Source organism: Gordonia sp. GN26, assembly GCF_054823965.1.
Genome location: NZ_JSYC01000104.1, coordinates 1 through 23531 on the forward strand (window position 1 = coordinate 1; position 23531 = coordinate 23531).

Annotated in this window: 19 protein-coding genes and 1 pseudogene; 4 read left to right on the top strand and 16 right to left on the bottom strand. The window is 61.6% G+C overall.

All coding sequences use genetic code 11. The annotated features are described in order from the left end of the window. Positions 1-161 precede the first annotated feature (161 nt). The gene (locus OK17_RS18305; protein WP_461418308.1) at positions 162-1169 is read left to right on the top strand and encodes a hypothetical protein; all 1008 of its coding nucleotides are present in this window, start codon (positions 162-164) and stop codon (positions 1167-1169) included. On the opposite strand, the gene OK17_RS18310 is transcribed toward OK17_RS18305, so the two are convergent. From OK17_RS18310 to OK17_RS18340, 7 genes and pseudogenes are all read right to left on the bottom strand, one after another. Further along, positions 1152-2540 carry a tyrosine-type recombinase/integrase gene (locus OK17_RS18310; RefSeq protein ID WP_461418309.1) on the bottom strand — a complete coding sequence of 463 codons (1389 nt, stop codon included), beginning with the start codon at positions 2538-2540 and terminating at the stop codon, positions 1152-1154. The two genes, OK17_RS18305 and OK17_RS18310, sit on opposite strands and share 18 nt — an antisense overlap. A gap of 1 nt (position 2541) precedes the next feature. Then, positions 2542-2838: a hypothetical protein gene (locus OK17_RS18315; protein WP_461418326.1), complete on the bottom strand. Its 297-nt coding sequence runs from the start codon at positions 2836-2838 to the stop codon at positions 2542-2544. Between the two features lie 33 nt (positions 2839-2871). After that, a pseudogene (locus tag OK17_RS18320) lies at positions 2872-3021 on the bottom strand (GIY-YIG nuclease family protein); the annotation flags it as partial. Further along, on the bottom strand, positions 3021-3734 hold the full coding sequence (locus OK17_RS18325) for a recombinase family protein (RefSeq protein WP_461418310.1): 714 nt from the start codon (positions 3732-3734) through the stop codon (positions 3021-3023). The gene OK17_RS18325 and the pseudogene OK17_RS18320, both read right to left, overlap by 1 nt. A gap of 223 nt (positions 3735-3957) precedes the next feature. Next, positions 3958-4749 (bottom strand): hypothetical protein, encoded by a 792-nt coding sequence (locus tag OK17_RS18330; protein ID WP_461418311.1) that lies wholly within the window; start codon positions 4747-4749, stop codon positions 3958-3960. A 290-nt stretch (positions 4750-5039) separates the two neighbouring features. Next, positions 5040-6983, bottom strand: coding sequence for an ATP-binding protein (locus OK17_RS18335; protein ID WP_461418312.1), 1944 nt, complete (start codon positions 6981-6983; stop codon positions 5040-5042). A 766-nt stretch (positions 6984-7749) separates the two neighbouring features. After that, the gene (locus tag OK17_RS18340; RefSeq protein WP_461418313.1) at positions 7750-8334 is read right to left on the bottom strand and encodes a hypothetical protein; all 585 of its coding nucleotides are present in this window, start codon (positions 8332-8334) and stop codon (positions 7750-7752) included. Between the two features lie 866 nt (positions 8335-9200). Between OK17_RS18340 and OK17_RS18345 the strand changes: the two genes are divergently transcribed. Continuing rightward, positions 9201-9656 (top strand): hypothetical protein, encoded by a 456-nt coding sequence (locus OK17_RS18345; RefSeq protein ID WP_461418314.1) that lies wholly within the window; start codon positions 9201-9203, stop codon positions 9654-9656. A gap of 834 nt (positions 9657-10490) precedes the next feature. Here OK17_RS18345 and OK17_RS18350 read toward each other — a convergent pair. Both OK17_RS18350 and OK17_RS18355 read right to left on the bottom strand, forming a co-directional pair. Beyond that, complete coding sequence (locus OK17_RS18350) at positions 10491-11669, bottom strand: hypothetical protein (RefSeq protein WP_461418315.1); 1179 nt, start codon at positions 11667-11669, stop codon at positions 10491-10493. Positions 11670-12319: 650 nt separating this feature from the next. Next, the gene (locus OK17_RS18355) at positions 12320-13168 is read right to left on the bottom strand and encodes an AbiJ-NTD4 domain-containing protein (RefSeq protein ID WP_461418316.1); all 849 of its coding nucleotides are present in this window, start codon (positions 13166-13168) and stop codon (positions 12320-12322) included. Between the two features lie 192 nt (positions 13169-13360). Between OK17_RS18355 and OK17_RS18360 the strand changes: the two genes are divergently transcribed. Continuing rightward, the gene (locus tag OK17_RS18360; RefSeq protein WP_461418317.1) at positions 13361-14221 is read left to right on the top strand and encodes a YDG/SRA domain-containing protein; all 861 of its coding nucleotides are present in this window, start codon (positions 13361-13363) and stop codon (positions 14219-14221) included. 370 nt (positions 14222-14591) lie between these two features. Beyond that, complete coding sequence (locus OK17_RS18365; protein ID WP_461418318.1) at positions 14592-15005, top strand: hypothetical protein; 414 nt, start codon at positions 14592-14594, stop codon at positions 15003-15005. 138 nt (positions 15006-15143) lie between these two features. Here the strand turns inward: OK17_RS18365 and OK17_RS18370 are convergent, their stop codons facing one another. The 7 genes from OK17_RS18370 to OK17_RS18400 all read right to left on the bottom strand — a co-directional run bounded on the left by OK17_RS18370 (position 15144) and on the right by OK17_RS18400 (position 22910). Further along, entirely contained in the window at positions 15144-16202 is a 1059-nt protein-coding gene (locus OK17_RS18370) for a hypothetical protein (protein ID WP_461418319.1), read from the bottom strand. Next, positions 16199-16744 carry a DUF6932 family protein gene (locus OK17_RS18375; protein WP_461418320.1) on the bottom strand — a complete coding sequence of 182 codons (546 nt, stop codon included), beginning with the start codon at positions 16742-16744 and terminating at the stop codon, positions 16199-16201. Before OK17_RS18375 ends, OK17_RS18370 begins: the two co-directional genes overlap by 4 nt. Positions 16745-18104: 1360 nt before the next feature. Further along, positions 18105-18884 carry a hypothetical protein gene (locus tag OK17_RS18380; RefSeq protein ID WP_461418321.1) on the bottom strand — a complete coding sequence of 260 codons (780 nt, stop codon included), beginning with the start codon at positions 18882-18884 and terminating at the stop codon, positions 18105-18107. A gap of 1227 nt (positions 18885-20111) precedes the next feature. Continuing rightward, the gene (locus OK17_RS18385) at positions 20112-20282 is read right to left on the bottom strand and encodes a helix-turn-helix domain-containing protein (protein ID WP_461418322.1); all 171 of its coding nucleotides are present in this window, start codon (positions 20280-20282) and stop codon (positions 20112-20114) included. A gap of 294 nt (positions 20283-20576) precedes the next feature. Then, positions 20577-21116 carry a hypothetical protein gene (locus tag OK17_RS18390; protein ID WP_461418323.1) on the bottom strand — a complete coding sequence of 180 codons (540 nt, stop codon included), beginning with the start codon at positions 21114-21116 and terminating at the stop codon, positions 20577-20579. 586 nt (positions 21117-21702) lie between these two features. Continuing rightward, the gene (locus tag OK17_RS18395; RefSeq protein WP_461418324.1) at positions 21703-21876 is read right to left on the bottom strand and encodes a helix-turn-helix domain-containing protein; all 174 of its coding nucleotides are present in this window, start codon (positions 21874-21876) and stop codon (positions 21703-21705) included. 329 nt (positions 21877-22205) lie between these two features. After that, positions 22206-22910, bottom strand: a complete 705-nt coding sequence (locus OK17_RS18400; RefSeq protein WP_461418325.1) for a tyrosine-type recombinase/integrase — start codon at positions 22908-22910, stop codon at positions 22206-22208. Between the last annotated feature and the right edge of the window lie 621 nt (positions 22911-23531).

Sequence of the window (23531 nt, forward strand, 5' to 3'; positions counted from 1 at the left end):
CAGTGTGAGTTCGAGTCTCACCGGGGGCACAGCGAAACCCCACTTCAAGTGGGGTTTCTGCGTTGGTGGGCGTCGTCTGAACGGGTGAAATACCACCCCCGTGCTACCCCACGCGGCGTGGCCACACCCCGGCTGTCATACCTCGCTGCCAGAATTGCCGTATGAGCGCCATCAGCGACTTCCTTACCCAGCCCGGCTTTTGGTGGGGCGTGCCTCTCGGCGCGGTTATCACCGGCGTCGTGGGGCCCATAATCACGGCTCGCTCTGTGCGCGCGAGCGACAGGCGCAAAGCAGCGCAAGAGGATGCGAAGGAACAGCGGCAAGCTGAGCGCGAGGACAGGAAGTCGAACCAGACGCTAATCCGTGAAGCCACGACGGCCTACGGCGAGGTCTGTTCGAGCATTCTGGAAAAGGCCACGGACATCGACGGAATATTCAATGCTATAAGAGATGCCGATCTCACCGCCAAAGGGATGAACGACCCTAAGGAGATCGAGAAACTCGAGTTCGCGACCAACCTAATGAATGAGACCAAAAGGCTTACGACTGCATTCAACAACCTCCGTCTCGTTTGCCCGAAGACGGTGCTTGACAAAGCAACGCAGCTTAACGCCGCGATGATTGCGATCACGCGGGCAACGACGATTCCCATCGCCAAGTCTCTGCTATTCAAAGAAGCCGGTGAAGCTCTCGAGGAATTCACCAATGCCGTACGCGCTGAGCTTGACCTCGATCCATACACGTCAGCCGACGCTGGGAAGGCGTTCATGTCGTACATGGAGACGCTCAAGAAGCAGGTTGACGATTACCTCGAGGAGGCCAAGAGCGAAGCCCAAAAACTCGGCTTTATCGACTTAGGGGCAGTTTCAGTCATTCCTAAGGACTCGGCAGATGTGAGGCCGTTTGACTCTGTCGAAAGCACCAAGATCGCGGCTGGCGATCTAGCCAGTACGCACGTCGGGAAGCTGATTGGGTGCTACAGCCCAATGGGTTACAACTACGGAGCCAAAATCATGGAGGTGCGCCGTGACGACGGATCACCGAACCCCGGTATGTTACTGCGAATAGTGCACCCTGCGATGCCAGGCGTCGGTCCGGCACGCGAGGAGCGTGTGCGACTTCCGTTCGACCAGGAACTTGAACTCGTCGAATTACCTAGTACCGAATAGCTGGACGACGTTGGACGGCTCGGGTGCGGCGAGGATTCGAGCCGGGGCGGGTTCCGGCAGATTGTTCAGCACGCCGCCATCGTCCGTCGGAATCCAATCGCCGTAGGTGTCGAGCGTGAGTGAATAGTGTTGGTGGCCTAGCCATTGCGACACCTGCATGAAGTGCACCCCCGCCGACAACTGCATGGTGGCGAAGGTGTGGCGGCTGTAGTCGTGCAGCCTGACGCCCCGCTGGGGTGGTTGGCCGTCGCGGGCGGGTCGGCTGATGGGCAAGCCCGCTGCGGTGAGCGCGGGAGCCAAGACCGTCTCGAACCATGTTCCCAGCTCCGGCGGCTGCGACCAGTCGAGCTGCACCACGGCGCGCTCACCGGGGACTCGGTAGCCACCGTTTTTCCTCGACGGCCATAACGGTGCGGTCGGCTCGTTAGCGCGGGGATGGTCGGCGATGTACGTTCGCATCCGTTCCGCCAGCCACGGCGGCAACGGCACTGATCGGCGAGACTTGCGACTCTTCGGTGTGCTGGTGACCCACTGCCCACCTTTGCGGTCCTTTGTCCGGCGAACGCTCACCGTGCAGCGCGTAGGTTGGCCAGGGCTCGTCGTGAACTCCAAATCCTGAATCTCCAACCCCGCGCACTCGGCCTTGCGCAGTCCCGAGTACGGCAAGAAGTACGCCAACAACTCGTAGATCGGGTAACGCTCCCCCACGATCCGTGCCGTAGCGGCGATTTGCTCAGCGGTCAGCGGGTGATGCTGGAAGGTTTCACGGTCGCCTACGGAGTGCCCGGTACTGAAATCCACCTGTTCCGTCGGACTGACAGGGATAGCCCCGTGCCGGGTGGCGTACTTGAGCACCGCTCTGAGCACGAGCCAGGCGTGCTTCACCGTCTTCGGGGCCAGCTTGCGCCCCGCCAGGTCCGCAAGGAAGTGCTCGCAGTCACGCGGCCGGATACAGGCAACAGCTTGACCACCGAAACGGTCCAGCGAGTAGCGACGAAGCACCTTCTCGTAGTCGTCGAGAGTGCGCTGCTTTAACCGCCCCTGCGCGACCTTGACCTGCTGGCTCTCAATCCACGCTTGCGCGTAGTACCCGAACGGTAAGTCGCCGGCCTTCTTCTGCTCGGCCAGGGCGCTGGTCTGGCCGGTGTGTTTGGCTGCGTTCAGCTCGTCCCGGCGGGCTTCGGCGTCCTCGCGGGTCGCGAAGCTCTCCTGCCGGTTGCGGGTGCGCTTGCGGCCTTCGGGGTTCTGCGGGTCAACCGGGATCGGCAGGCCGTAGCTGTCGCGCTCTACGTCCTTCCAGATCACCCGGTAGGTCTTTACGGGCTTGCCGCGCTTGCGGTCCTTGGTCTCGTACGTCTTGATCCAGGCCATGTCAGGCCACCCTTCTCGTCAGTTCCAGAATCGCTTCGGCGGTAACGGGTTTGCCTTGCCGTTCGAGTTCGTCCGCTGCGGCCTCCGCACGCTGACTCGACGCGATGAAACCGGGACCGTCGGAGAATGCCTCAGGTACCGCTGCGCGTGCGAGCTCAATTGCGCGCCACTGACGGAGCGCGACCGGGTCGGGACGGTCCACGTTGTGCCGAGGATGCTCGTCCCGGATCGCCTCAGCCTCGGCAATGAGCGATGCCCACTGATCGGCGCATTCCTCGTACGTCACCAACGCGGCCATCCAGTGCCACCTAAACCAATACTTGGAAGCCCAATGACTCCGAATGCGGCCTCTGAGGCTCGTGCAGGTCTGCCCCACGTACAGGAGTTCGTCTGTCTCAGGGTCGTAAATGCGATAGACGCAACACTGCGGGTCGTAGCGATGCCCTGCGTGCGGATTCCAGGTCCAAACCTCACCTTCCATCACGCCACCTCTTCCTTGTGGGTATTGTCGATTGCGTTGGTGCGGTTCAGAATCCGGCCGACGGTGGCGCTGCACCACTTGCCGCCGCGTTTGGTGGGATGGCCTTCGGCGGTCAGAACGCGGGCGATCTCACGAGTGCCGATGCGCTGCGCTGCGAGTTCGCGCATCCTGGCCAAGGCGTGTTGTTCTGCAGGAACCGGCACGAGTGCGCCGTCCTTGCTCTCGTAGCCGTAGGGCAGTCCTCCGTGGGCGTATCCACCGGATGCTGCCTTGGCCTTGCGTGCGGCCTCCAACCTGTCGGCGATCATCTCGCGGTCGTACTCGGCGATGGCCCCGAGGATCGTGCGGATGAGCTTGCGACTCGGGTCGCTGGTGGTGCCGGTCAGTAGCTCGTGCTCGCTCTCACGAGCCGACAGCACCACACCCGGCGACTTACGGAGTAGAAGCTCTTGAATCATGACGTCGCGAGCGAGCCTGTCCAGCCTCGGCACGACGATGCCCTGCGCTGTGCCGGTCTTCACCAGCGTCTCAGCCTGCATCCATCCTGCGCGGTCCTTCAGCTCGCTGGTGCCGCTGATGGTGTCTTCACACCACGCGACAATGCGATGTCCGTTGGCCTTGGCCCACTTACGAATTACCTCGCGCTGCACTTCCGGACCGAAGGCTTCCTGCTGCCGAGCGGTTGAACACCGTAGATACGCAACCAGTCTCATCTCGTGCTCCTGTGTTGTCGCTGACCGCCGAAGTCGTGCTACCTGCGGTGCAGCCGTGTTTGTAAACCAAGCACCCCATAGTACGCCAGCATGATGCACGTCACTACACGACTTACGTTGACTCCGTTGATGTTTCACGCTCTATTCGCCGTTGACGCGCGGCGCAGGGTGCCCGTGGGCGCGGCGGGTGCCCTACGTGCGCCCTGGTGGCTGTGGGGCCTGTCTAATGGCCGGTCCTGCGGCGTGGGGCGGGCTGCTGTGTGGGTGGTGGCGTGTTGTGCAGCCGGTCCAGGGCTTCTTCAAACGGGAGAAGTCCCGATCCGTTTGCCGAGGACGGTGACTGTGCAGGCCGGGGCGTGGTGGGCGGAACGGACGGCGCAAGCAACGGAGCCGGCGAATAGCCCTCGTCGTCGTCGACGACCTGCGCATCCAGAATCTCGTTGGCTGTCCAGTCGTCTGAGTTGGGGGCGATGTCGTCGTCGGTGAGCCCTCGGCGTGCACGACTCTCCGCCCGCGACCCGCCGGTCACCATCGCCTCCAAGACTTGCTCAAATCCCTTGGAGGGACCGACTTCTACCTCCACTGCCGTCCTGGAGCTGAGACCAGCGCGGTCCAGGGCGTCGCGGATGGCGGCGAGCTTCACGTTGTCGGGCGCGTCGTCGCTGACGGCAATCTTCAACAGCTCCTTGGCCATCCGGTCGGCAGCAGACTGAAGACGAGCTCTCGCTTTGGCCTGGATGTGTGGCGCGAGGCCCCCGTGCGCGGGGCAGACGTTGCCGCCCGCAATAGCGATACGCGTACATGGCTGGCCGTTGGTCTTGCGCGCGGTACACACCCGATCCGGATTGGGTCGGCGTCCGTCGCCCCACACCACTTCCTTCGGTTTCCGGTTAGCGTCGAACCCTCTCGTCGCGACGATCGGATCGGTCTCTGCTCGCTCGCGCTCCCCACGCTCGCTCTCAGTAGGGTCCTGGACTTCGTCCAAACCCTCAGCGTTCGAATCATTCTCAGTCATTATTTCTCCTTCTTTGCAGCTGTGTACGGCCTACTTGGCAACCCACCCCAAACAACCCACCCCCTTAAGGCCGGGGGCGGGTGGGGTTGGTTGCCCCACCCGCCCGGCCACCGCGCCCGCCAAGCCAACCCACCCCAACTCCCCCCCACCACCTGGGGGCCGGTTGTTTATGCCGCTTACCAGCGGCTTTGTTGGCCGCACCGGCAACCCACCCCAACACGCCCCAGCACCACGGGGCGGGCCATGTGGCGGCCGTTGCCAGCGGTAGCGGCGTCGACAGGGCCAGGCCATCACTCGCGTCCCGTTTTAACCGTGAAATTGATGCCATCGCCGAGTCCCAACCGCTCGCGGACTTTGGGTTTCTCCGAACCGTCGCGTTGTCGCTCGGGCCACTCTGCGTGCTTGGAAACTATCCGGCCGCAGGCGATGAGCTGCCGTACAACGGCAGCGGTCTTCTCCTTGTTGCCGCCCAGCTTCTCTGCGAGCCCGGTGCGAGTAAGAGAGAACGGGGGCTCGTCACGCAAAACCTGTAGCGCTCGGCTGGCGGTTCGCCCCGTAATCGTCGCCTTGCTGCCGGGTAGCGTGTGGCCAGAGTTCGCCCGCGCGATGGACCAACTGACGTCGCCGGCTTCACCGCGTTCCATCGCCTCGGCCGTAGGCAAGTCCCAATCAAGGTTCCACTCGCGCCCGCCCCACCTGCGCGACCCAAACTGCACCGCCAACCGAAACCGCCCAGCGTCCATATCGGGGGGTTCACGGTGCCGCTGGAGCATCCAGCTGTCGGCCCACTGGCTCATGCCCGCTTGGGCGATGCTGTCCAGGTCCAGGTCGCCCTTGCCGGTCTTGTTGAAGTGGTCGGCGATTATCAAGGACGTCTCACTGCCCACCCGCGCATTGAAGTCGCTCAGCATTCGTCCGCGGTCGTACAGGTTCTGCGCTTCAATCCCCCTGGCGTGGTAGGCATACAGCGGGTCTAACACAACAAGCCGTGGTTGCAGCGCGTCGAGGTGACGGGCTAGCGCATTCAAGAACTCGGGGTCGTCCAAGCCACCCGTGTCGAACACGGTATGCAGCGGTAGGTCGTCAAGCGGCACGTCGTACGACCGAGCGATAGATTGCAAGCGACGTTGGTGCTCGTCCCGTCCGCCCTCTCCGGCGAAATACAGCACCGGCCCCGGGTGGGCTACCTCAAACTCGCCGTAGAACGGCAAACCGCTAGCCACCGCCACAGACATCGACAACAGGTTGTAGGACTTGAGGGTCTTCTTCTCGCCGCCTAGCGGGCCGAAGCTGTTGAGCGCCCACACCCCTTTGATCAGCCACTGCATCGGCGGGATAGGCCCAGAGAGCGCCGATGCAGGAACGGCCTCATACCGCACTCGCTCACCACGAGCAGGTGACGAAGACCATTGCTTGCGGCTCTCTGCCAGCCCACGACCGAACGGCGTGTTCGGGTCGGGGAGGCCGTCGGGTCCGAACAGTTCGCTGCCTCGGTAGTCCAGCGGGCGATAGTCCGGGTCACCCGCAACCTTCCGCAGCGCACCATCCAGCGACCGCTCCAGCTCGGCTGGGTCTACGCCGCGCTGGCGCGCCTCAGCGAACTTCGCCTCAATGACCTCAATGGCAGTCCCCACCCCACGTTGCCCCTTAGACCCCAGCCGAACAATCCCCATGAGCGCGCTGTTGACCGTGGGATGACGGTTAGCGCCGGAATCCACAGCCGCAACAACCTCATCCACCCACCCCGCTACGCGGTCGGTCATGTCGCCGTCGCGAAAGGACTCCCTCAGTCTTTGCCCGTCCGTCACGGACGCCTTGGCCAAGGCAGCCGACACCGCAGCATCGGTCTGCGGCAGTCTGGCATCCAAAGCTGCAACAGAGACGCCGCCTGCGTCCGGGTTGACCTCACAACGCACGCGAACCGGATTGGCTGGGTCCTTCCAGTTGGTGGAACCTGGACACCGCAAGACCCGATCAATATTGAAAACCGAATCAACCGTCGCAAGCGGATTGACGCGCTTCGCTACCTCGCGCACCAACCCAGACCACCGCGCGCTCATTGTGTTCCAGCCGACAGCACCGTCGGTGATCGGTTGCGCGTCCTCGACGCGCCAGATGGGCTGCAGGCCATGCCCGCTGTAGATCACAGCCGTTGGCTCAGCACCCACGACCTCTGCCAGTTGGTGAACGACTGCTTCGCACTCGGCGAGCGAGGCAAACCCGCGGTCCTTCACGCCGGGCGTGCATACGTCGAGGTCTGCATACAGAGCGACACCGCGCGCAACGTCGGAGACTCCACCCTTCCGAAACTCTCCGGCCTCCAGATTCAGAGGATTCGGGGAGAACCACACATCCGCGTTGTCGGGAGGGGTCCAACTCCTCAGGCCGCCCACCGACCAGGTTCGCGCTCGAAAGCTCGACTCCTCGGTCGAGTCACGTGCGCAGATGCTCACAACCGAGTCAGGACCGTGCCCGAGACAGCGGAGGACCTGACGAACACTAACTGTGCGTACTCCAAACTCGCTCTTACCCTTCTGTTTACGCGGTGGCTTCGGTTTGGCGGGTGAGGTATGGTGTGTCATTGAGGGGCCTTCCCAAGGGTGCTTCTTGTCGATCAGAGGACGCCGGAACCGATCTCCCAGATACTCGGTTCCGGCGTTCTCTTTGTGTGAGTTAAAGCCATTGCCCGGCAATGCTTTAGGATGTACTGCGTCAGCTACCGGCTGACGTTGACAGGAGAGCTCAGCTCACCTCGTGTGGAAAAGAGGGACGCGTCGGCAGTGTCGGCGCGTCCCTCAGCCATAGTCGACGTCGGCACAGCAGCCGCCACACGCGTTGACCTTGCGGCACCCACACCAGCACACCCACCAGGGGCCGCACGTCCGACGCAGCGACGCTCAGCCACCAGCGAATGCCCCTGTAGCAGTTGCACAGCCGGGTACGTCACGCCCGCGTAAGTAGCTGGACCGAGAAAACCTTGGCGAGCCTGCGCACTCACGTTCACGCCAAGTTCGCTTCGGGCGAGGGGGTGTGCCAACACAGACCGGTCCGATACTTTGTGTCGAGAGCCTGCCGACACGACGGGCACACCCACCACACACCAACCCACTGACCACGCGTCATCGTCAGCAGCGATCCTTCTGTTGAACCAGGAGGCGACGCCGCATGATTTGTCCAGCAGCACCCGTCTCGCCGGAGTCGCGTCTTCTTGTTTCCGTAGCCGGTCTCCAGGAACTGCGGACTCGCGAGCAGGTCACGGACGGTCCAACCATTGCGAGCAAGGAACAGCACTCGCGGGTCCCACGCCGGGACGATGTGCGGCGCGAGCCATGGATCGAGGTTGCTCCAGATGCTGACCTCTGGGATGCCTGGCGCGGGCGGAGGGCTAGAGATCATCCCTGAGCCAGTCGGCGGGTGGTTCGGCCCGCCTGATTCCATCGCTCGGCGATTCTTGCGCAATAACGCGCTCAACTTCTGTTGCGCCCGATAGTTTTCGGCAAGGGCGTAGCTGTCGACCCTCTCTGTCTCGCGCAACATCGCGCTGATCTTGTCGGCCTCGCCTGTAGCGAACGCTTCGCCGATCATGGCGACACCTGCCCACCAGCGACAGGCCGAGCGAGCGACTGCACGTACCGGACCACTCCAGCCGGTGCGTACGCATTGCGGGCCGACAGCTTGAACACCTGAATTCGCCGGCCTTCGGTGGCGTGCCGGAGCATGCTGCTGGTCAGCGTGACGCCGAGTTCGTCTCGCGCGAAGTCAATTACGGCCTGCGCGCCGACGAGAGTGGGATGCTCGGACCAGGTTTCGTTCGCGGGGCGGCGGAGATGCTCACGCCTCGGCAACGCGTCGGGGCGAGATTGGGCAGGCCGGTGCGCCGGTTGCCCAGTCGACCGAGTTTGAACAGTGGACATGGTCAGGAACCTCCTGTCGGGCGGATTCCTGAGGCTCAACCCCAAGAATCCATCGGATGGGATGGAGACCTGGGGGTACTGGTTGTCCCGGCTGGTGCGTCCGACCTCACGGGGGCGGTGATGAATACTCGCCCGTTCAAGGCTGCCCGGCAGTCCCGGCAGTTACCCAGTCGCACTTTTGCCGACACCCGGCCTACGGCGTGCCGTTGGTGTGGGTGCCGCTGCCAAGTATTACCCAAACCGCCAACAGCCGCAACTATTTGCGCATCGAGAAGCACTGGTACACAACCGAATCCCATCTGACAACACCAGACTTCGATCCTAAGTGAATTCTGAGAGCCCACCCGTACGGTGCCCCCATTTCAACGCTGACCGCCTTCGCGAACGGCGGGGTCTGCAACCATGGGTAAAACAGAGTCAGGGAGCGTTTCCTCAAGAGCACGACTCGAACCGACGATTACTCACACGGAAGTCGCCATCAGCCCGCCGTTGGTCGTGTTCAATCAGGTCGACTGCACACGACCAGAGGAATTCGACATGAAGCGCACACCGATCATCGTAGGAGCCTGCGCGCTGGCGATGGGGATCGCCGGCTGCGGAGGCAGCGACGCACCGGCAGAGAAGGAACCCCAAACAGCCTCGGCAGCAGTCCCTACCCAGACTAGCGTCACCTGGGACTACTTGGTCAGTACATATCCCGACATCATCAACACGAACTGTTCCGGCAACTCGGCTGCGTTTCCAACTTGCGCCTCCGCGTTGAACGCGCGGCTCGGGCCACTCGAAGTCGATGTGATGCAGCTACCTGCGGGGAGGCCCCGCGCCAATGTGCTAACCGGCATCAACATGATCAAGGAGGGTTACGACGAGTACAGCGACGCAATGTGCCCTTTGCAGCCCACTCAACTTGATTGCAAGCTCAAAGAAGTTGGAGTCCACAGTGGGCTGAACATCGTCTCGACGAACATCAACCGCGAGGCGGGTGCAAGCTAGAGCCGGTTTTGACCGACCCCGCCGAGCTGGCCAGGGCTGGTCGGCTCGACGGGGTCGGGGTTGAGCGAGGTGGTCCTCGGGTCAGAGGGTTAGTCCTCGCTCGTGCGGGGGACAAGTCGACCCCGTCTCGCCCGTGACAAGTCAAACGGGCTGTTCTAGGCGGCGAGTTTGCTCGCGGTGTGTGTGCGGTTGTGGGTGCAGGCCCCAGGACGGCTATCGCCGGGGTCTGACCTTCGCCACGGCCGACTGCGCAGTGCCGTAGGGGCACGGGTGACCGGCTTGCCGGGTCAACGGCGTAAGCGGGTACCGGCTGCGGCTCGGCGGTTGGCTGTCGCCGTGCCCGCCGCCTTGCCGACCTGGTATCCGGCAGCCGTACTCGCGACTGCGTAGGTGGTCGCTCGCACGGCTGTGACCTTCACCGCTGCGGGGGCAGGTACCACCGCACCGAGGGCGGCTCCAGTCAGCGCCGCTCTACGGACCGTCTTCCGGCGTTGCCGAGCCTGCGCGCGGCGAGCTGCGGCGAGTTCCTGCACGCCCGCCTCGGCCCGTTGCAACGCGGCCTCAGCCTCGTCGAGCGCGCTGGTGACCTTACTGCCCGGACTGGCCGCGAACCGACCTTTCCGGTCGCGCCGGTACGCCCGACTCACGGTCGACTCCGGTGCCGCTGCTCCAGCTCGTCGGCGAGGGCGCGGAGACCTTCATTGTCGGCGGCTTGGGGTGTCTTGCCTCGGTACGCGCCGCCCTCGCCAGGTGGTGCGTCTTCGAGGCCGGGCGGGAGGTTACCCGGCCCCCACGAGAACTCGCCGGCCTCAGGACCGAAGTCGCGCGCGGTCACTAGGTCCAGTTCCATTCTGGGGCTTCGTACGCGCCGGAGGCCTTCACCTGGACGATGCACGCCGCGCCGCGATACCGCACGCCTGTACCGAACGACCGCTGGAAGAAGCTGTCCTGGAGCGGGTAGCGCTGATCGCGACCGGGGATGATCCGCAGACCGCGATATGCGGCGTTCGCGTGCTCGCGGAACGCCACCGGATTGCTCGGTGAGTTCGGCCCGCCTGTCGCCACGACCGCAACGTATCCAGCAGGCAAAAACCAGCTGGGTACGATCCAGGCTGGGCCAAAACTGCCGAGGACTTCCAGGCCGCCGAATTCGCCCGGCGCAACCTGGCCGACGACGTTCTCTTCGGTGAGGTATGCCGGGGCGCTGGCGCTCGGGATGAAGTCGTACTTGGATTCCACGCCGTTGGTCTCCACGCCTCGACGGAAGGTGCTGATCACTTCGGCTTCGTTCGGATGGCACAACACCAACAGGCGACTGGTGGGCGAGGTTCCGAATCCCTTGCTGCGCACCTGGTTGATTCCGTCCACCAGATCACCGGGGTCAATCGCGGTGTTGCCCGACACGAGGTAGTGGCTCGTGCTGCTGGAGAACGTCTGTCCCGCGTGCGGAGGCGGCACCATTCCGTCGGTACCGTTGTACAGTCCGTAAACCTTGTGGGCGAATTCGTTCAGTCCCTCGCTGGGATCGTAGAGCCGCCGGAGGATGGTGCCTGATACCTTGCGATTGTCGGATTCCAAGGCGCGGTTGATGACTGAGCGCACCTGCTCGGCCGTGGCGCTGCGCAAGAACTTCCACGTCATGCGGCTGGCGAGGTCGTAATCCTCGAAGTCGTAACCGAGTATCAGCGCATCGGGTTCGGCGCGCAGGCCGGTCGGCTCACCGAATTCGCTGGCCTTCTCGAAATGATCGCCCCCGGCGGTCTGCGGTATCGCATCGGCGGGGCTGAGAGTGCTGTAGCTGACCAGAGAGGCCAGGGCGCTGCGGCGTTTGTTCCATTCGGACATCAGGGTGGCGGCTTCGTCCCAGATGCTATTGAGATCGACGCCGTCGGCGGTCTGAGAGACGAGAACGTCGCCCTGGGACGAATAGCCTGAGGCGGGATCGCCGCCGAAGATGAACAGCGTCTTGTGCTCAGGAAACGAGCGGAGCAGGGATGGGTGGGTGGTGGTCATTGTGAAATCCAATTCGGACAGATAGCGGACGGGACGTAGGTTCGCGGGCGCTGCCCATACGATCATCGGTCCTCTGAACCGAACTCGAATATTCACTTAGATATCGGACACAACCCGATAGAGAAACTGGGGACTGCAATGGTCGCTCGCCGAGCGACGCCCTACCGGCTGCGGGCGCTGCCCTGCGGTGCCGGTACTGCCGCCACCGTATGCCCCCATCCGAAGCCGTGCCAAGGCGTGCCGCCGCCGTCAGCCTCGGTCAGCGAATCGGTACCGTGCTACCCCCGTGCTACCCACCGGCGCTGACTTGGCGGTGTGCCGCCGGTGGCCGCTGGTGCGCAACCGGTCGCGAGAATACGCCTCTCACCTGGACTTAGGACAGATGCGGCCTCCCATCGGCGCAGGTAACGGCCAACCGCTGAAAGCACACCGTAGGTATTCAAAACCCGTCCAGTGTGAGTTCGAGTCTCACCGGGGGCACCAGAAATCGCAGGTAGATGCCTTTTAACTAACTTCCTCACCGCTGCACGTCTGCGTCATGTAGCAGTCGTGTAACACCTGGTTGTCCCAGCAAGGGTTCGGGTGACCACCTCGTTCGCCTCCCAAGTGGGTGAGCAACAGCTGACCCGCCTACCCAAGTCGACGGTCGATCATTCGCCGCCGAACGTGGTCGATGCACGTAGCGCCGTCAGGTAGCCGACCATCGCCGAGCACATGACCACGTAGTACCTCGCCAGATCGGGATCGGCCTCAGAAACCTGCACGCTCCCGTGTCTCACGCCTGGCTGATCACTACTGGAGCCGTACAACTTTTTCCAGCCCTCAACAAGTGCCGGATGTAGACCGTAACTTCGCTTAATCTCTTCCAACATCGGACCTAGCGTCGGCTTGCCTGGCGCAAGGTCGGACGCAGTTGCCTCGACAGCGCTAATCGCCTCTTTGATCGAGTTCGCATAATCTGGGCTATCCCGATCGCTCAGCATCGACAACGACTTCCGAAGATGACTCTTAGCACCGTCGCTAACCTCGTCCGCGCCCAACACATCTTCTATGGCCGATACTTCATCTGGATTTGAAATATCCGTAAGAACTCCGTCTATAAACCGATACCCAGAGCGGCGACGCTCCAGCGACTTGTTGTAAGACAGCTCCAGTTCAGCAAACTCCGGCTCGCGCCGGAATTCCTCAACAATCGCTTCGATGAGGTCATACATCCTGTTGAAGGGGCCCGAAATTATTGCTAGCTCAGCAACCTTCTTAAAGTTGGCCACAGTGAAGGATTCGGCAGAACGGTGCAGTTCATGCATCCATATCCGCCGGGCTGACAACTCAACTAGCTCATGCCTACGCCAGTTGCCCATGTCCGCCGCGCGAGACGGGGCCTCATACAACCATATGTACGTGCAGTTCCACAGCGCCATTCGCAGTTGGTCATCTGCTCCATCTAGCTGAATAGCATCTCGCGGTGCTGTGAACCCATGCCGCTCAGAGAATCCCATTGCTACATGATGACCAGCTTTCGAACCAACCCGTACCCGACGCGCCTAGCCCTGATCCACCTGAGGCCCTCACGCTGCCTGCCAGCCCAGACATGCGTTGGAGTCGGCTGGCCCTATTGGCTGCAGCCGACGCCGCTCCGAAGACCGCCCGCGGATGCGTGACTGTCCTACATGTCCGATACGGTCCTGCACATGTCGAAGCGTGCATTTGGTGAGATCCCAGGAGTTCCTGAAGGCACCACGTTCGCAACACGTCGCGAAGCGTGGGCAGCCGGCGTGCATCGAGAAACGCAAGGCGGTATGTCGGGCGATGCCACCGGCACCGAGTCGATCGTTGTGTCAGGCGGGTACGTCGATGACGAGGACCACGGCGATGTAATTGTTTACACCGGACAGGGTGGTCGCGACGGCAATACTGGGCGTCAGGTCGCTGACCAGGAACTCACCGCCCGAAACCTTGGCTTGGCCCGGTGCAGCACCGAAGGCATCCCCGTCCGAGTGATCCGCGGTTCGAGCGGGGATCGAAACTACTCCCCGAACAGCGGCTACCGCTACGACGGGCTTTACCAAGTTACTGATTACTGGCACGAGGTCGGCCGGCATGGCTACAAGGTCTGGCGGTACCGGCTGGTCAAGGTCGGAGCAAGCGTCACTTCCGAAACTGAGGATGATTCCGGGACTCAGCGAGTCGAAACGACCACACAGCGGATCGTTCGGAACACAGCAATCGCAGCCAAGGTCAAGGAGCTCCACGACCACACGTGTCAGGTTTGCGGAACACGGCTAACGGTCGCGACTGGCGGATACTCAGAGGCTGCTCACATCCGCGGTCTAGGCGCGCCACATAACGGTCCCGACGTCGCTAGTAACATCCTCTGCTTGTGCCCGAACGACCACGTGCTATTTGACAATGGCGCAATCTACATCGACAACGAATGGATCGTTAGGGCCGTGGAGGGCGGCACAGCGCTCGGCACGTTGCGGCAGGTCCAGGGCCATCACATCGACCGCGACCACGTGCAGTATCACCGACTGCATTACGCCACGGGCTAACGTCGCAAACCCCACGGGTTGAGCGGAGGAGTGGAGCGTCATAGAGCGGCCGTGTCAGTCTCGGTCGGCCGATTGCCTTGGGGATGGAACCCCACACTCGCGGGCGACGTCCTATAAAAATGCCGCCCTACGATCCCGACTGCATGCTCTGCCGGGCAGCCCTCGCTCACGCGCCTGGCGGCGTCCTGAATATATCCAGGCTACCCGACAACCGCCCAATCGACGACACTTCCACGCAGCGCCACCGCCGTCGAGAATTTCGGTGACGACGATTAAAGGGCATGCTCTCCAGACACATCGCAAGTCCGTCGCGCCAATCGTCGGTGTCTATATCCGGGACTCCCACCCCGACCCGTAATATCTTTGACTAATGACCGCTGTCGGCTGGGCATACCTCTTACATTCGGTGGCGTTGGTTCTTCAAATTGCCGGCGCCGTACTAGTGGCGCTCGATATAAAACAATCGCAGGACAATACGACTCGCTTCAAGAAGGCTCTTGATCGAGCGGAAGAGATTCGTAACAAACATGTTTCAGTCATTGGTAGCCAACCTCGGTCGGTCCCGTCCCCCTTCGGCGGGACCATTCGTATCCCGCAGGTGGCAACCGCCGCACGCGAACAGATAGCCGACCAAGTTGGCCCGTCAGCCACCGCTGAGCGCAAAGCGCTGACGAGCTTCGTACGCGAACAATATGAAGTCAGCAAAGTCCGCCGCTGGCTCGGCGTCGGCCTTTTAGTGCTCGGTATCGCTGTCGGATTCGCTGCGAACGTCGTAGCACTGTGAGGTTGCTGTCAAGTAATTGCCAGGCCTGTTCGCACAGGGCGACACTGCTTCTGCTCCACGATCGCTGTTCCCCTACTCTCGACCCGAACTTGATCGATCCTTACAAACCACGTCAGCAGACCCACCACGACCGCTCGGTTATGACTTTTGGTTTGGGGGCGGGAGCTTCTTCGGCGGCTCGAGCGCCTTCCTCAACGAGGAGCTGGAATCTACCGTCGAACGCAGTTGGCGTAGTTCATCAATGGTGAGCTCCTGCTGTCTACCGAGTACTTCTATCTGTTTGAGTACGCGACTCGTACCGGGGCGACCTCTAGCCCCAGGCGCATATGACTCCACGACGTCGAACGTTGCCACAACCGGTTGGTCAGGATTAGACATGAGCTCCGTGACTCTATGCGCCACCTCCCCGTCTACAACGCCAGCCGTGAAAGGACGTCCGGCAGCCGGGACGAAATATAACGACCCTAGAGACCAACGGAACCCGTCGATGCGACCAACTTCGCGCGCCTCGCGACGCTGAATATTCTGGGTTTCGAGTTCTAGCTGGAGCCGAACGGCTCCCTCGCTTGTGAAGTCCAGTGGGATTCGTCCTACGCGGCGCTGCCGGATTGACCCATGGATTCCCCAACCGCCACTGAGCGAAGCCGCAACTACGCGCTTGAGCGCTTGCCGCGCCCCCGGGGGTAGTTCGGCAACCTCAGCGGCGAGCGGACTATCAGGGTCCTCGTCGCTGGCGTGCCCGAGTATCGTGGCGACCGTACGAAGAGCATCCGAGTCCACCGAGGACGCAGCCGTCGATGGATCGGCAGTCTGATTGACGGGAATCTCTTGCCGCGCAACCCGGAACACGACCCGGACCGAACCAGGAGTTGCACCTTCGATCCTGAGGTTGTCACCGTATCGTTCGCGTCCAGCCAGAGACTTTGCAGTTTGTTTGACCGCTTCGCTCATTCCGCTAACGAAGCGCGCGAATTGCTTCGCGTTGGCTGTGTGGCTCTCGATCCCAGGCCCGTCTAGGTGCAGGTCAACCTCGGCCTGCTCGGGGCCCGCTTCCTGCTCGTAGACGTTAAGCAGAGCCGGATCGTCGCCAACCACGCCCGCCCTGATTGAGGCCCTCAGGTGCTCATCGGCCGGAGAGTTTCCTGCTGCATCCCGGAGCGCTTGACGCAGGAGGGCGGCGAGATCTGGGTCAGTCACATCGTCACCTCCAAGTATCCCTTCCGCTCCCCACTGTCCAGTAGGACACCATTCTCGTCCTTTACGCGAGACCATGTGGCATCCCACAGCGCGACATGGACGGGCGTGTCAGGGATTATGAACGCGTCAACTAGCCCACCCATGGGTTGAAGGCGCCCCAGGTTGTTGATCTCACTAGAGTTGACGTTTTGCAACGTCATCAGGGGCACCATGTCGCTGAGGCGCGGGCTCGAACACACGTTCTCATACTCCAGCCTCGGTACGACAACAACGACGTCTATGTCCGATGGAGCGGCCCACGTCTTGAGACTCACGAACCCCCCGTCGACCCAGAGTCGCGCGGACTCAAAAAAGTAACCCACGACGTCTACGTACAGCCGGAACGCACCAAATAGGCGTTCACGCACATCACGATGGGGGGCATCGTCTACAAACGCCTTGTAGATCTCGTCCAGCGTGGCAGGGTGCCGTCCAGGTGGGAGCGTTGAATACGGTCCAGCCACCGACGGAATCGCCATCTTTGCGTTTGTCCCCTTCCCCATGCGTGGATTCGTAATCTTCGCACGGCGATGGATGCGATTCTCAACCAACTCGCCAAACGAAGGCGGTTGCGGCAGACAGCGAACACAGACGTGCGATCGGAGCGGCGGAAGCAAGCACCCACTCTTCCAAACATGGGGGCGTCTGACTGAGTGAAATTAGCTAGCGGACGGGCGTTCTTATCGCTGACCGTGCTACATACACGCTATGTCAAGCCCACCGCGTCGAGGGTTCACGAGCGCTGCAAACGTCAGCTCGGTCACCCCAGCCCCCCCGGCAGCACCCACATCACTGCAACCAGCCCTCCGCAGGACGAACGTCTGCGCAATCATTAGTTTGCTTTGCGGTCTCACGCTTTTTGCCCTGCCGGCAACAGTCTTCGGCGCCATCGGAATCGCCGAGCTCCTGCGTCGAGACCACGAGGACGGCACGCTCCTTGCGACGTTTGGACTGCTGCTAGGCGTCTTGGAGCTCGCCGCACTGATCGTCGTGTTCACTGTCGGCGACTTCTCGCTCACCGAGACGTTCACATAAGTAGGGGTGGGGGGACCCCCTGTGGGAGCTGCGGTCCATATCGACGCCCCAGCGACCTTCTCCCTCTCTGTCGGAATCCAGCCTGCAAAATGGGGCAGAACTGCCCTGACCAGGACAGATAGTGAGCTAAGCGTCGCTTAAGCGCTTAGTTCAGTAGTCCGTTCGGCCGACAGTCCCGCCTTAGCGCGGTAACTGTTGCGGGCTTGCGTGTTTCGACAATCCTTGCATCGGCTCTCGCGCCGGGGCGTGCCGTCTTTGCGTACGGAGCCCTTGAGGTGGAAGTCGTCGACAGGGAGGTCGTCCGCGCATCCGAGACAGCGTTTGTGGGTCGTCGCCCGGACACGCTGCCGGGCGATGTGAGCTTGCCGTCGCCAGTGGACGAGTTGCCGCTTGGTGAGCACCAGGTCGCGGTTTTCGAGGTAGTAGTCCGCCGACCGGACCGCGTCACATAGTTTGCAGTAGGAGCGCCGCCCGTCCCGTTTGGTGCGGTCTCGGTTGAACTGGTAGGCGGGCTTGTCGATACCGCAGTCCGGGCAACGTTTGAGCGCAGCTGCTGGGTCTTCCAGTTCGGGGCTGCTGGCCGTCACCACACTTCTCCTGAGATGCGGGCGGTGGCTTCGTTGCGTCGGACTACGGCCCGGAACTCGTCAACGTCCCTGCGATGCGCAGCTAAGGGCTGTGGCCGGCACTTTGCGACCAGTGGACTGTCCCACTGCCGCTGGCGGTTCGTGCGAAGCTCCGTCCGCGTCTCCAGGCCGTCTTCTGCGCTCCGTGTGACAGGTGCTCCACCACCGAGCGATTCGGGACCACCGTCGTGCATACCCGGACTCATGCCCGCACTTCTTCGGCGGTCGACTGCGCTGCCTCAAGGGTTGCTTTCGCTTCGGCAGCCGATGCGGGACAGTACGGGCGCTGCTTTGCCGCCCAGATCAGCAGCGCACGACCCTCATCGGCAGTTTTGCGCTCGTGTGCCCTGTTGAGCGCGTCGATCGCGGAGTCGTGGCGGTAGTTCCAGTGCCATCCGGAGTTGTACCCGGCAGGTGCGGGGATCAGCCCAAACGATCGGAGGTGGGTACGCAGGTCGGCGAGAGCATTGTTCTCATCTTTCAGTGCCATAAGGCGCTGCCATTCAGCGGCTTTGTCTGCGTCGAGTGCCTGCTGCGGCGTGGTGATATCGCCCAGTTCGGCGGCTATGGCGAGCACTTCGTCGCTCAGCTCATCGAATCGTTCGGTGAGTTTTGCAGGTGCAGAACCGATGTTGCCGAAGGCGTGAGTGCGTGCCTCTGTCGCGTTTCGGTGCCACACGCGGTCCAGAACTGCGTCAACATGCTCAGCGGATGGGAGGTCGATGGTCTCCAGCACGGCACTGAGGTCCAGTTCGTTGGTGTCGAACAGCTGGTCTCCGGCCGAGATCGCTGAAGTTTCTACGTGATGGCTGTACTGCGCGGACAACGTTTGAGCGTGCCGCGCGCGCTGCACTGCGGCATGCGCCTTCGCTGCATTCTTGGCTGTCAGAACACCTAGATTCACGAGTGCGTCAGAGAGCCTGTCGACTGCCTCCAGCATGGAAAGGTCATAGTCGTAGCGGTTAGTGTTGGCAATAGCCATGGAATGCTCCAAAGGGTTCTGCGCAGCATCTACTGCCGCGCGTGTGAATTGTTGCGAAACAGCGCATTCGCTGCTTGCAAGGTCGATCGAGGGTCAGCACTCGCCAGGAGCGCGCCCGTCGCGGTGCGCGCGGGAGCCCCAGCCCGATCTACGGGTTCGACTCGTTGGACTTCATGTCCGTGAGACGGTCTGTAAGGTGCTTGAGCCGGGAGACAGCAGCGACATGACCTCCGGTTCCCGCAACCGCGATAACGAGGTCTCCAGCTAGCCGTAGCGCCTCATTACTGTTGAGGGTCCAGCGGTAGCCCCCGCTGCCGTCGATGACCTCGATCGGCCGATAGCGCGCCGCCCGTCCATGAGCGGCTGTCTTTACCCGATAGTTGGTTACTGCTTGGACTTTCGCCAACGTTCAGACTTCCTTGAGGACGGTGAGCAGACGGGCGAGGTCCGCGTCGGGGATGGAGACGAATGCTCCACCTTGTCTGATGACGATGCGCTCACCGTCGGAGAATGAACTACGGCTTAGCCGGATCGGGGGCACGGCCCCGGTGTGAGAGCTGACGATAGTCGGGGTGTTAAGCATCGTGGCTGGCACGCTTCGTCTCCTGGACGCGGGCGAGTTCTTCGCCCAGGTCGAAAAGCTGGTCTGCGACGGTCGCCACTGCGTCAACCGGAATGCCGATGACGGCACCGGCTTGGTCGATCCTGAGTCGCCGCTCTCCAGTGTGCGGAATGACACCTAGACGTAAGGTGGCGAGTGTTCGGCCACGGTGGTCAATCAGATTAATCACGAGAAATCCTTCGTGCATAAGACCGCCTAGCTTGGACGCTGACGGCATAAAATGGAAATTGCGGGAACGGGTTAGCGATTGCGTCATTAGGCGGCAGACGACGCCGCTAGAGTGATTGAATGCGATTCCCGCGTTTCGGCATTCCACTCAGGTCTTAACCGCGTAAGAACATCTCCGAATGTGATGCGAGGTTCGATCTCGCGGTAATAGTCGGCTTCTTCTGTGTTGTAACCGATCGTATAGGCGTCCGCACGGGATCTCTAATCTGTGACTAGATCCTCATAGAGTTCCTTAGCTGCCTTAATCCAGGGATTCCCGACCTTGGGTGGCAATGTGCCGCGACGTCTACGGCGACTGAAATGCTTCCAGCAGAGTTGCCGGGCCGCGTTAGCCGGCCGATCGCACTCTAGGCAGATAAGCGCCATATTATCCCTGCCTAGCTGTCAACAGTGGTTAGCTTCTCCAGGGCGTCTGTGTGGACATACCAGCGAGATCCAACGCGCTTACCAGCAACAGTTCCCTCCCGAACGAGGTCTAGCGCGTGCCGCCTAGTGCATCCGAGTACCGCCGCAAGTTCACGGATCGGAACTAGTGGGGATGTGGTCACATAATCACCTCCCTAAGATCAATTGTTCGATTATCGGGCACCCGATTGATTCCCGTTAAGAATGGCACGTACCGTTAAAGCTCCATATTCCTATTATGACTCTTGACTGGCGGAGACCTCGATCCGCGAGAGGCGACGGCGCGCCTGACTCAAGGTTTAGCTCCTACCGACTCTGTGTCGATGCCTTTGTAAGAGACTTAGAGTGAATCTGTATAGCCGCAGTTCAGGGAACTTCGAAATGGCAGTTTTTGCCATCGCCGATGGCAATATCTGCCATCAAAGCATGAGGCAATGTCATGTTTGACGACGTGATTCTCCGAAACAGGCGTGCGAAACTGCAGCAAACGTGCCCGCACGATGATGCTCACACGACTTCGTGCGCGCGCCATAGTCGAACCACACCCCGTCAGGAACGATCAGGCACGTTCGCACAGACCCCTGATCCAGTAACCCCATTTCGACCGCAGGTTTAATAATCCTGCGCATTACGTCCCCGTTTGTCATATCAGGTTTCCCGACGATGCGCTGCAACTCCCCGTCTTCCAGCGGACAGTGCCCATCCCGATTGTGCTTGGCCCACGCGTAATACCCGGCCCTGCTCGGCGGCTTGTTGTTCACGTTCCGGCTGAGGTCGAGAAACATCAGCCGACGCCCTTTGAACCACTCTGTGGCAGGGTCATGCACCCTGCGCGCAGTCGCCGCCCGCTCGGCTCTCAAACGTTGCAATTCTTCGTCGACCCGCTGCTCAACCTGCTGGAGCGCCCACTCATCGAAATTGGCTGGCAGAACGCACACTTCGTCGCCAGTCTCCATGGTGCTCAGTACGGAAGCCACCCGCCCGACTCACCACGCTCGACCACGATCATCTCGCGTACGTGCTCCCCGTTTACGCCCCCTAGTGCGATACGCCGAAACCGGCCGTCGTCGCACTGGAAGAACACAAGCCCCCAAGCTGCAAGCAAGTAGCCGAACAGGTCAGCGGGCCCAACACACTTGGCACCGCGGGCACCCTTCCCCGCTTGTGGCTCTCCAGTTACGTGCCGATAACGCTTCACAGCCCCGTCACGCCTGCATCCCCACGCCATGGGGGCACCCGACGCCTCACACGCGCAGTCGACGGTCACACATGTCGACAAACGCACTGTCCGGGGTTGTGCACGGCCACCATTTCGAGTCGACCGCTCGTCCATCAGCCCGCTCATGACGTCCTCGCTCGCTCGTACCTCTGGATACGACCCAGCGGAAACCTCCGGGGACGCCCAATCTTCGTTGCCGGAACCGACTGCCCCGCAGCCAGATCGCGAACTGTGCGCAGGGATAATCTGCCACCGCTCCGCGAGCTGCTCTGCCGTAAGGGAAGGGCTATCAGTCATCTTCCGTGACCCTCCTGTCAACTGTCCGGAGCGCTGCTGGGTGCAGATCACGCCACGTCACCCGCCATTGCCGCCAACTCGCAGCGCCGGATGCGAACCATCCGCTGGCCGAGTCGGTCCGCTTTTAGCTGCCCGGACCGATACCACCGTCGAATCGTCTTTTCGCTTACGCGCGCTTCCTGCGCTGCTTCTGCAACCGTCAGCCAATCAATCCCTTGCATGCACAAATCCCATCGCAAACCTCGTTTCCGCTACCCAGAGGCAGCATTGAAGACCCCGCCGCAGGCGGGGCACTAGTAGTGGATGCCGGGCGGCCGCTCAACCGGGACGACCGCTCGGTACTGCTGATCTTCAGTTCTCTTAGCAACACTCGCGGTACCGACCGCGACTTGAGAACAATGGCAGCACGGAATATGTTGCGCAAGAACACTGTCCGGAATTCCGAACAGCCCGTTCGGGCCTTTAGACCCCGACCAGCAAACTCTAGATCGAAACCCCAGAAAAATTGTCCGAAAAACCGGACTAGCAGTTGTCCGAAAAACCGGACTACTCAGCCAAGCGCGTTTCGGACCGCGTCCCACTGCGACTGCGCAGCCGATGCATACCGCTGAGTCACCAACACCGATGAGTGCCCCATGAGCTTCGACACCGTGTCCAAGGGGATACCTTTCTGCACGAGCGAACTACCGAAGGTGTGCCTAAGATCGTGCGGCCGAACGGCACCGACACGCTTGCGAGACTTCCCATCCCCAATGAAAGCCGCATTGCCGGCAGCTGCGAGGCCGTGAGCAAACGAAGTCCCGTTGGGCGGCGTTCCGCTTGCCGTACGAAGAACGAGACCGTACAGGGGGCGTTTACCACCCTTGTACGTGACTTTCAGCGGTTCACCCAAACCCTCGGCGTCCAGGCGCTCCGCGACCAACTTCGCCAGTTTGTCGCCGATCGGGACCACGCGGGTCTTGCCAGTCTTGGGAGCCTTCATGTAACGCTCTCGCCGTTCCCATGCCCAGCGAATTGTGATCGTCTGTCCGACCAGGTCCACGTCGTCATAGTGAATCCCGCAGACCTCGCCCCACCGGCAACCCGTCCCGACCAACAACTCGAAAGTGAACCTGTACTGATCCGCCAAGACCTCGCGGATGGCATCGACCTCTGCATCCGACAGCCATCGCTCAGGGCTAGGCGGTATTGCTGGATATTCCAGCGCAGTACAAGGGTTCGTATCAATTAAACCCTCGCGCATCGCGGCCTTCAATGACGCCGAGAGGACACCCACCGTCTTTCTGACCGAGGACGGGGACAACCCCGCGCCACCCTCCGCTTTGGACTTGGATAGCTCACGAACCCAGGATTGGACTCCCGGACGACCGATCTCGCCTAGCGCGACTCGATCCCACTTTGGTGCGAGGTGATTTACGATCCGTAGGTTGTCGCGGCTGAGCGTGGACGCCTCGACAGTACGAGTCGGAACCCACCGCTCCCGCCATTCTCCCCACGTGAGAGATTCTCTCGGTTTGCGAAGGCGGGCAGCATCCTCAGCTGCCTGAGCCTTGCCCAAAGCGACTTTCTCTTTGTCAAACGTTCCAGCGGATCTCTGCCTACCGTGCTCGTCTCGATAGCCTGCTCGATACCGCCCGCTGGGAAGTTGTTGGGTCCATGCCATGCGAGCACATTACCGTGCGGCAGCAGCAATCAGGCGTGCAGCAGCGTGCGGCAACAGGATCCGACCCAGTGTCCCCCCGCGGCCCTCTATGAACACTTGCCCGTGTCCTAAAATCCTTTTACCAGCACATATTCCGTAGTTGACGTGGCGTTATCGCGGATGCTAAGAAACACGGCAAATGGTTTCAAAACCCGTCCAGTGTGAGTTCGAGTC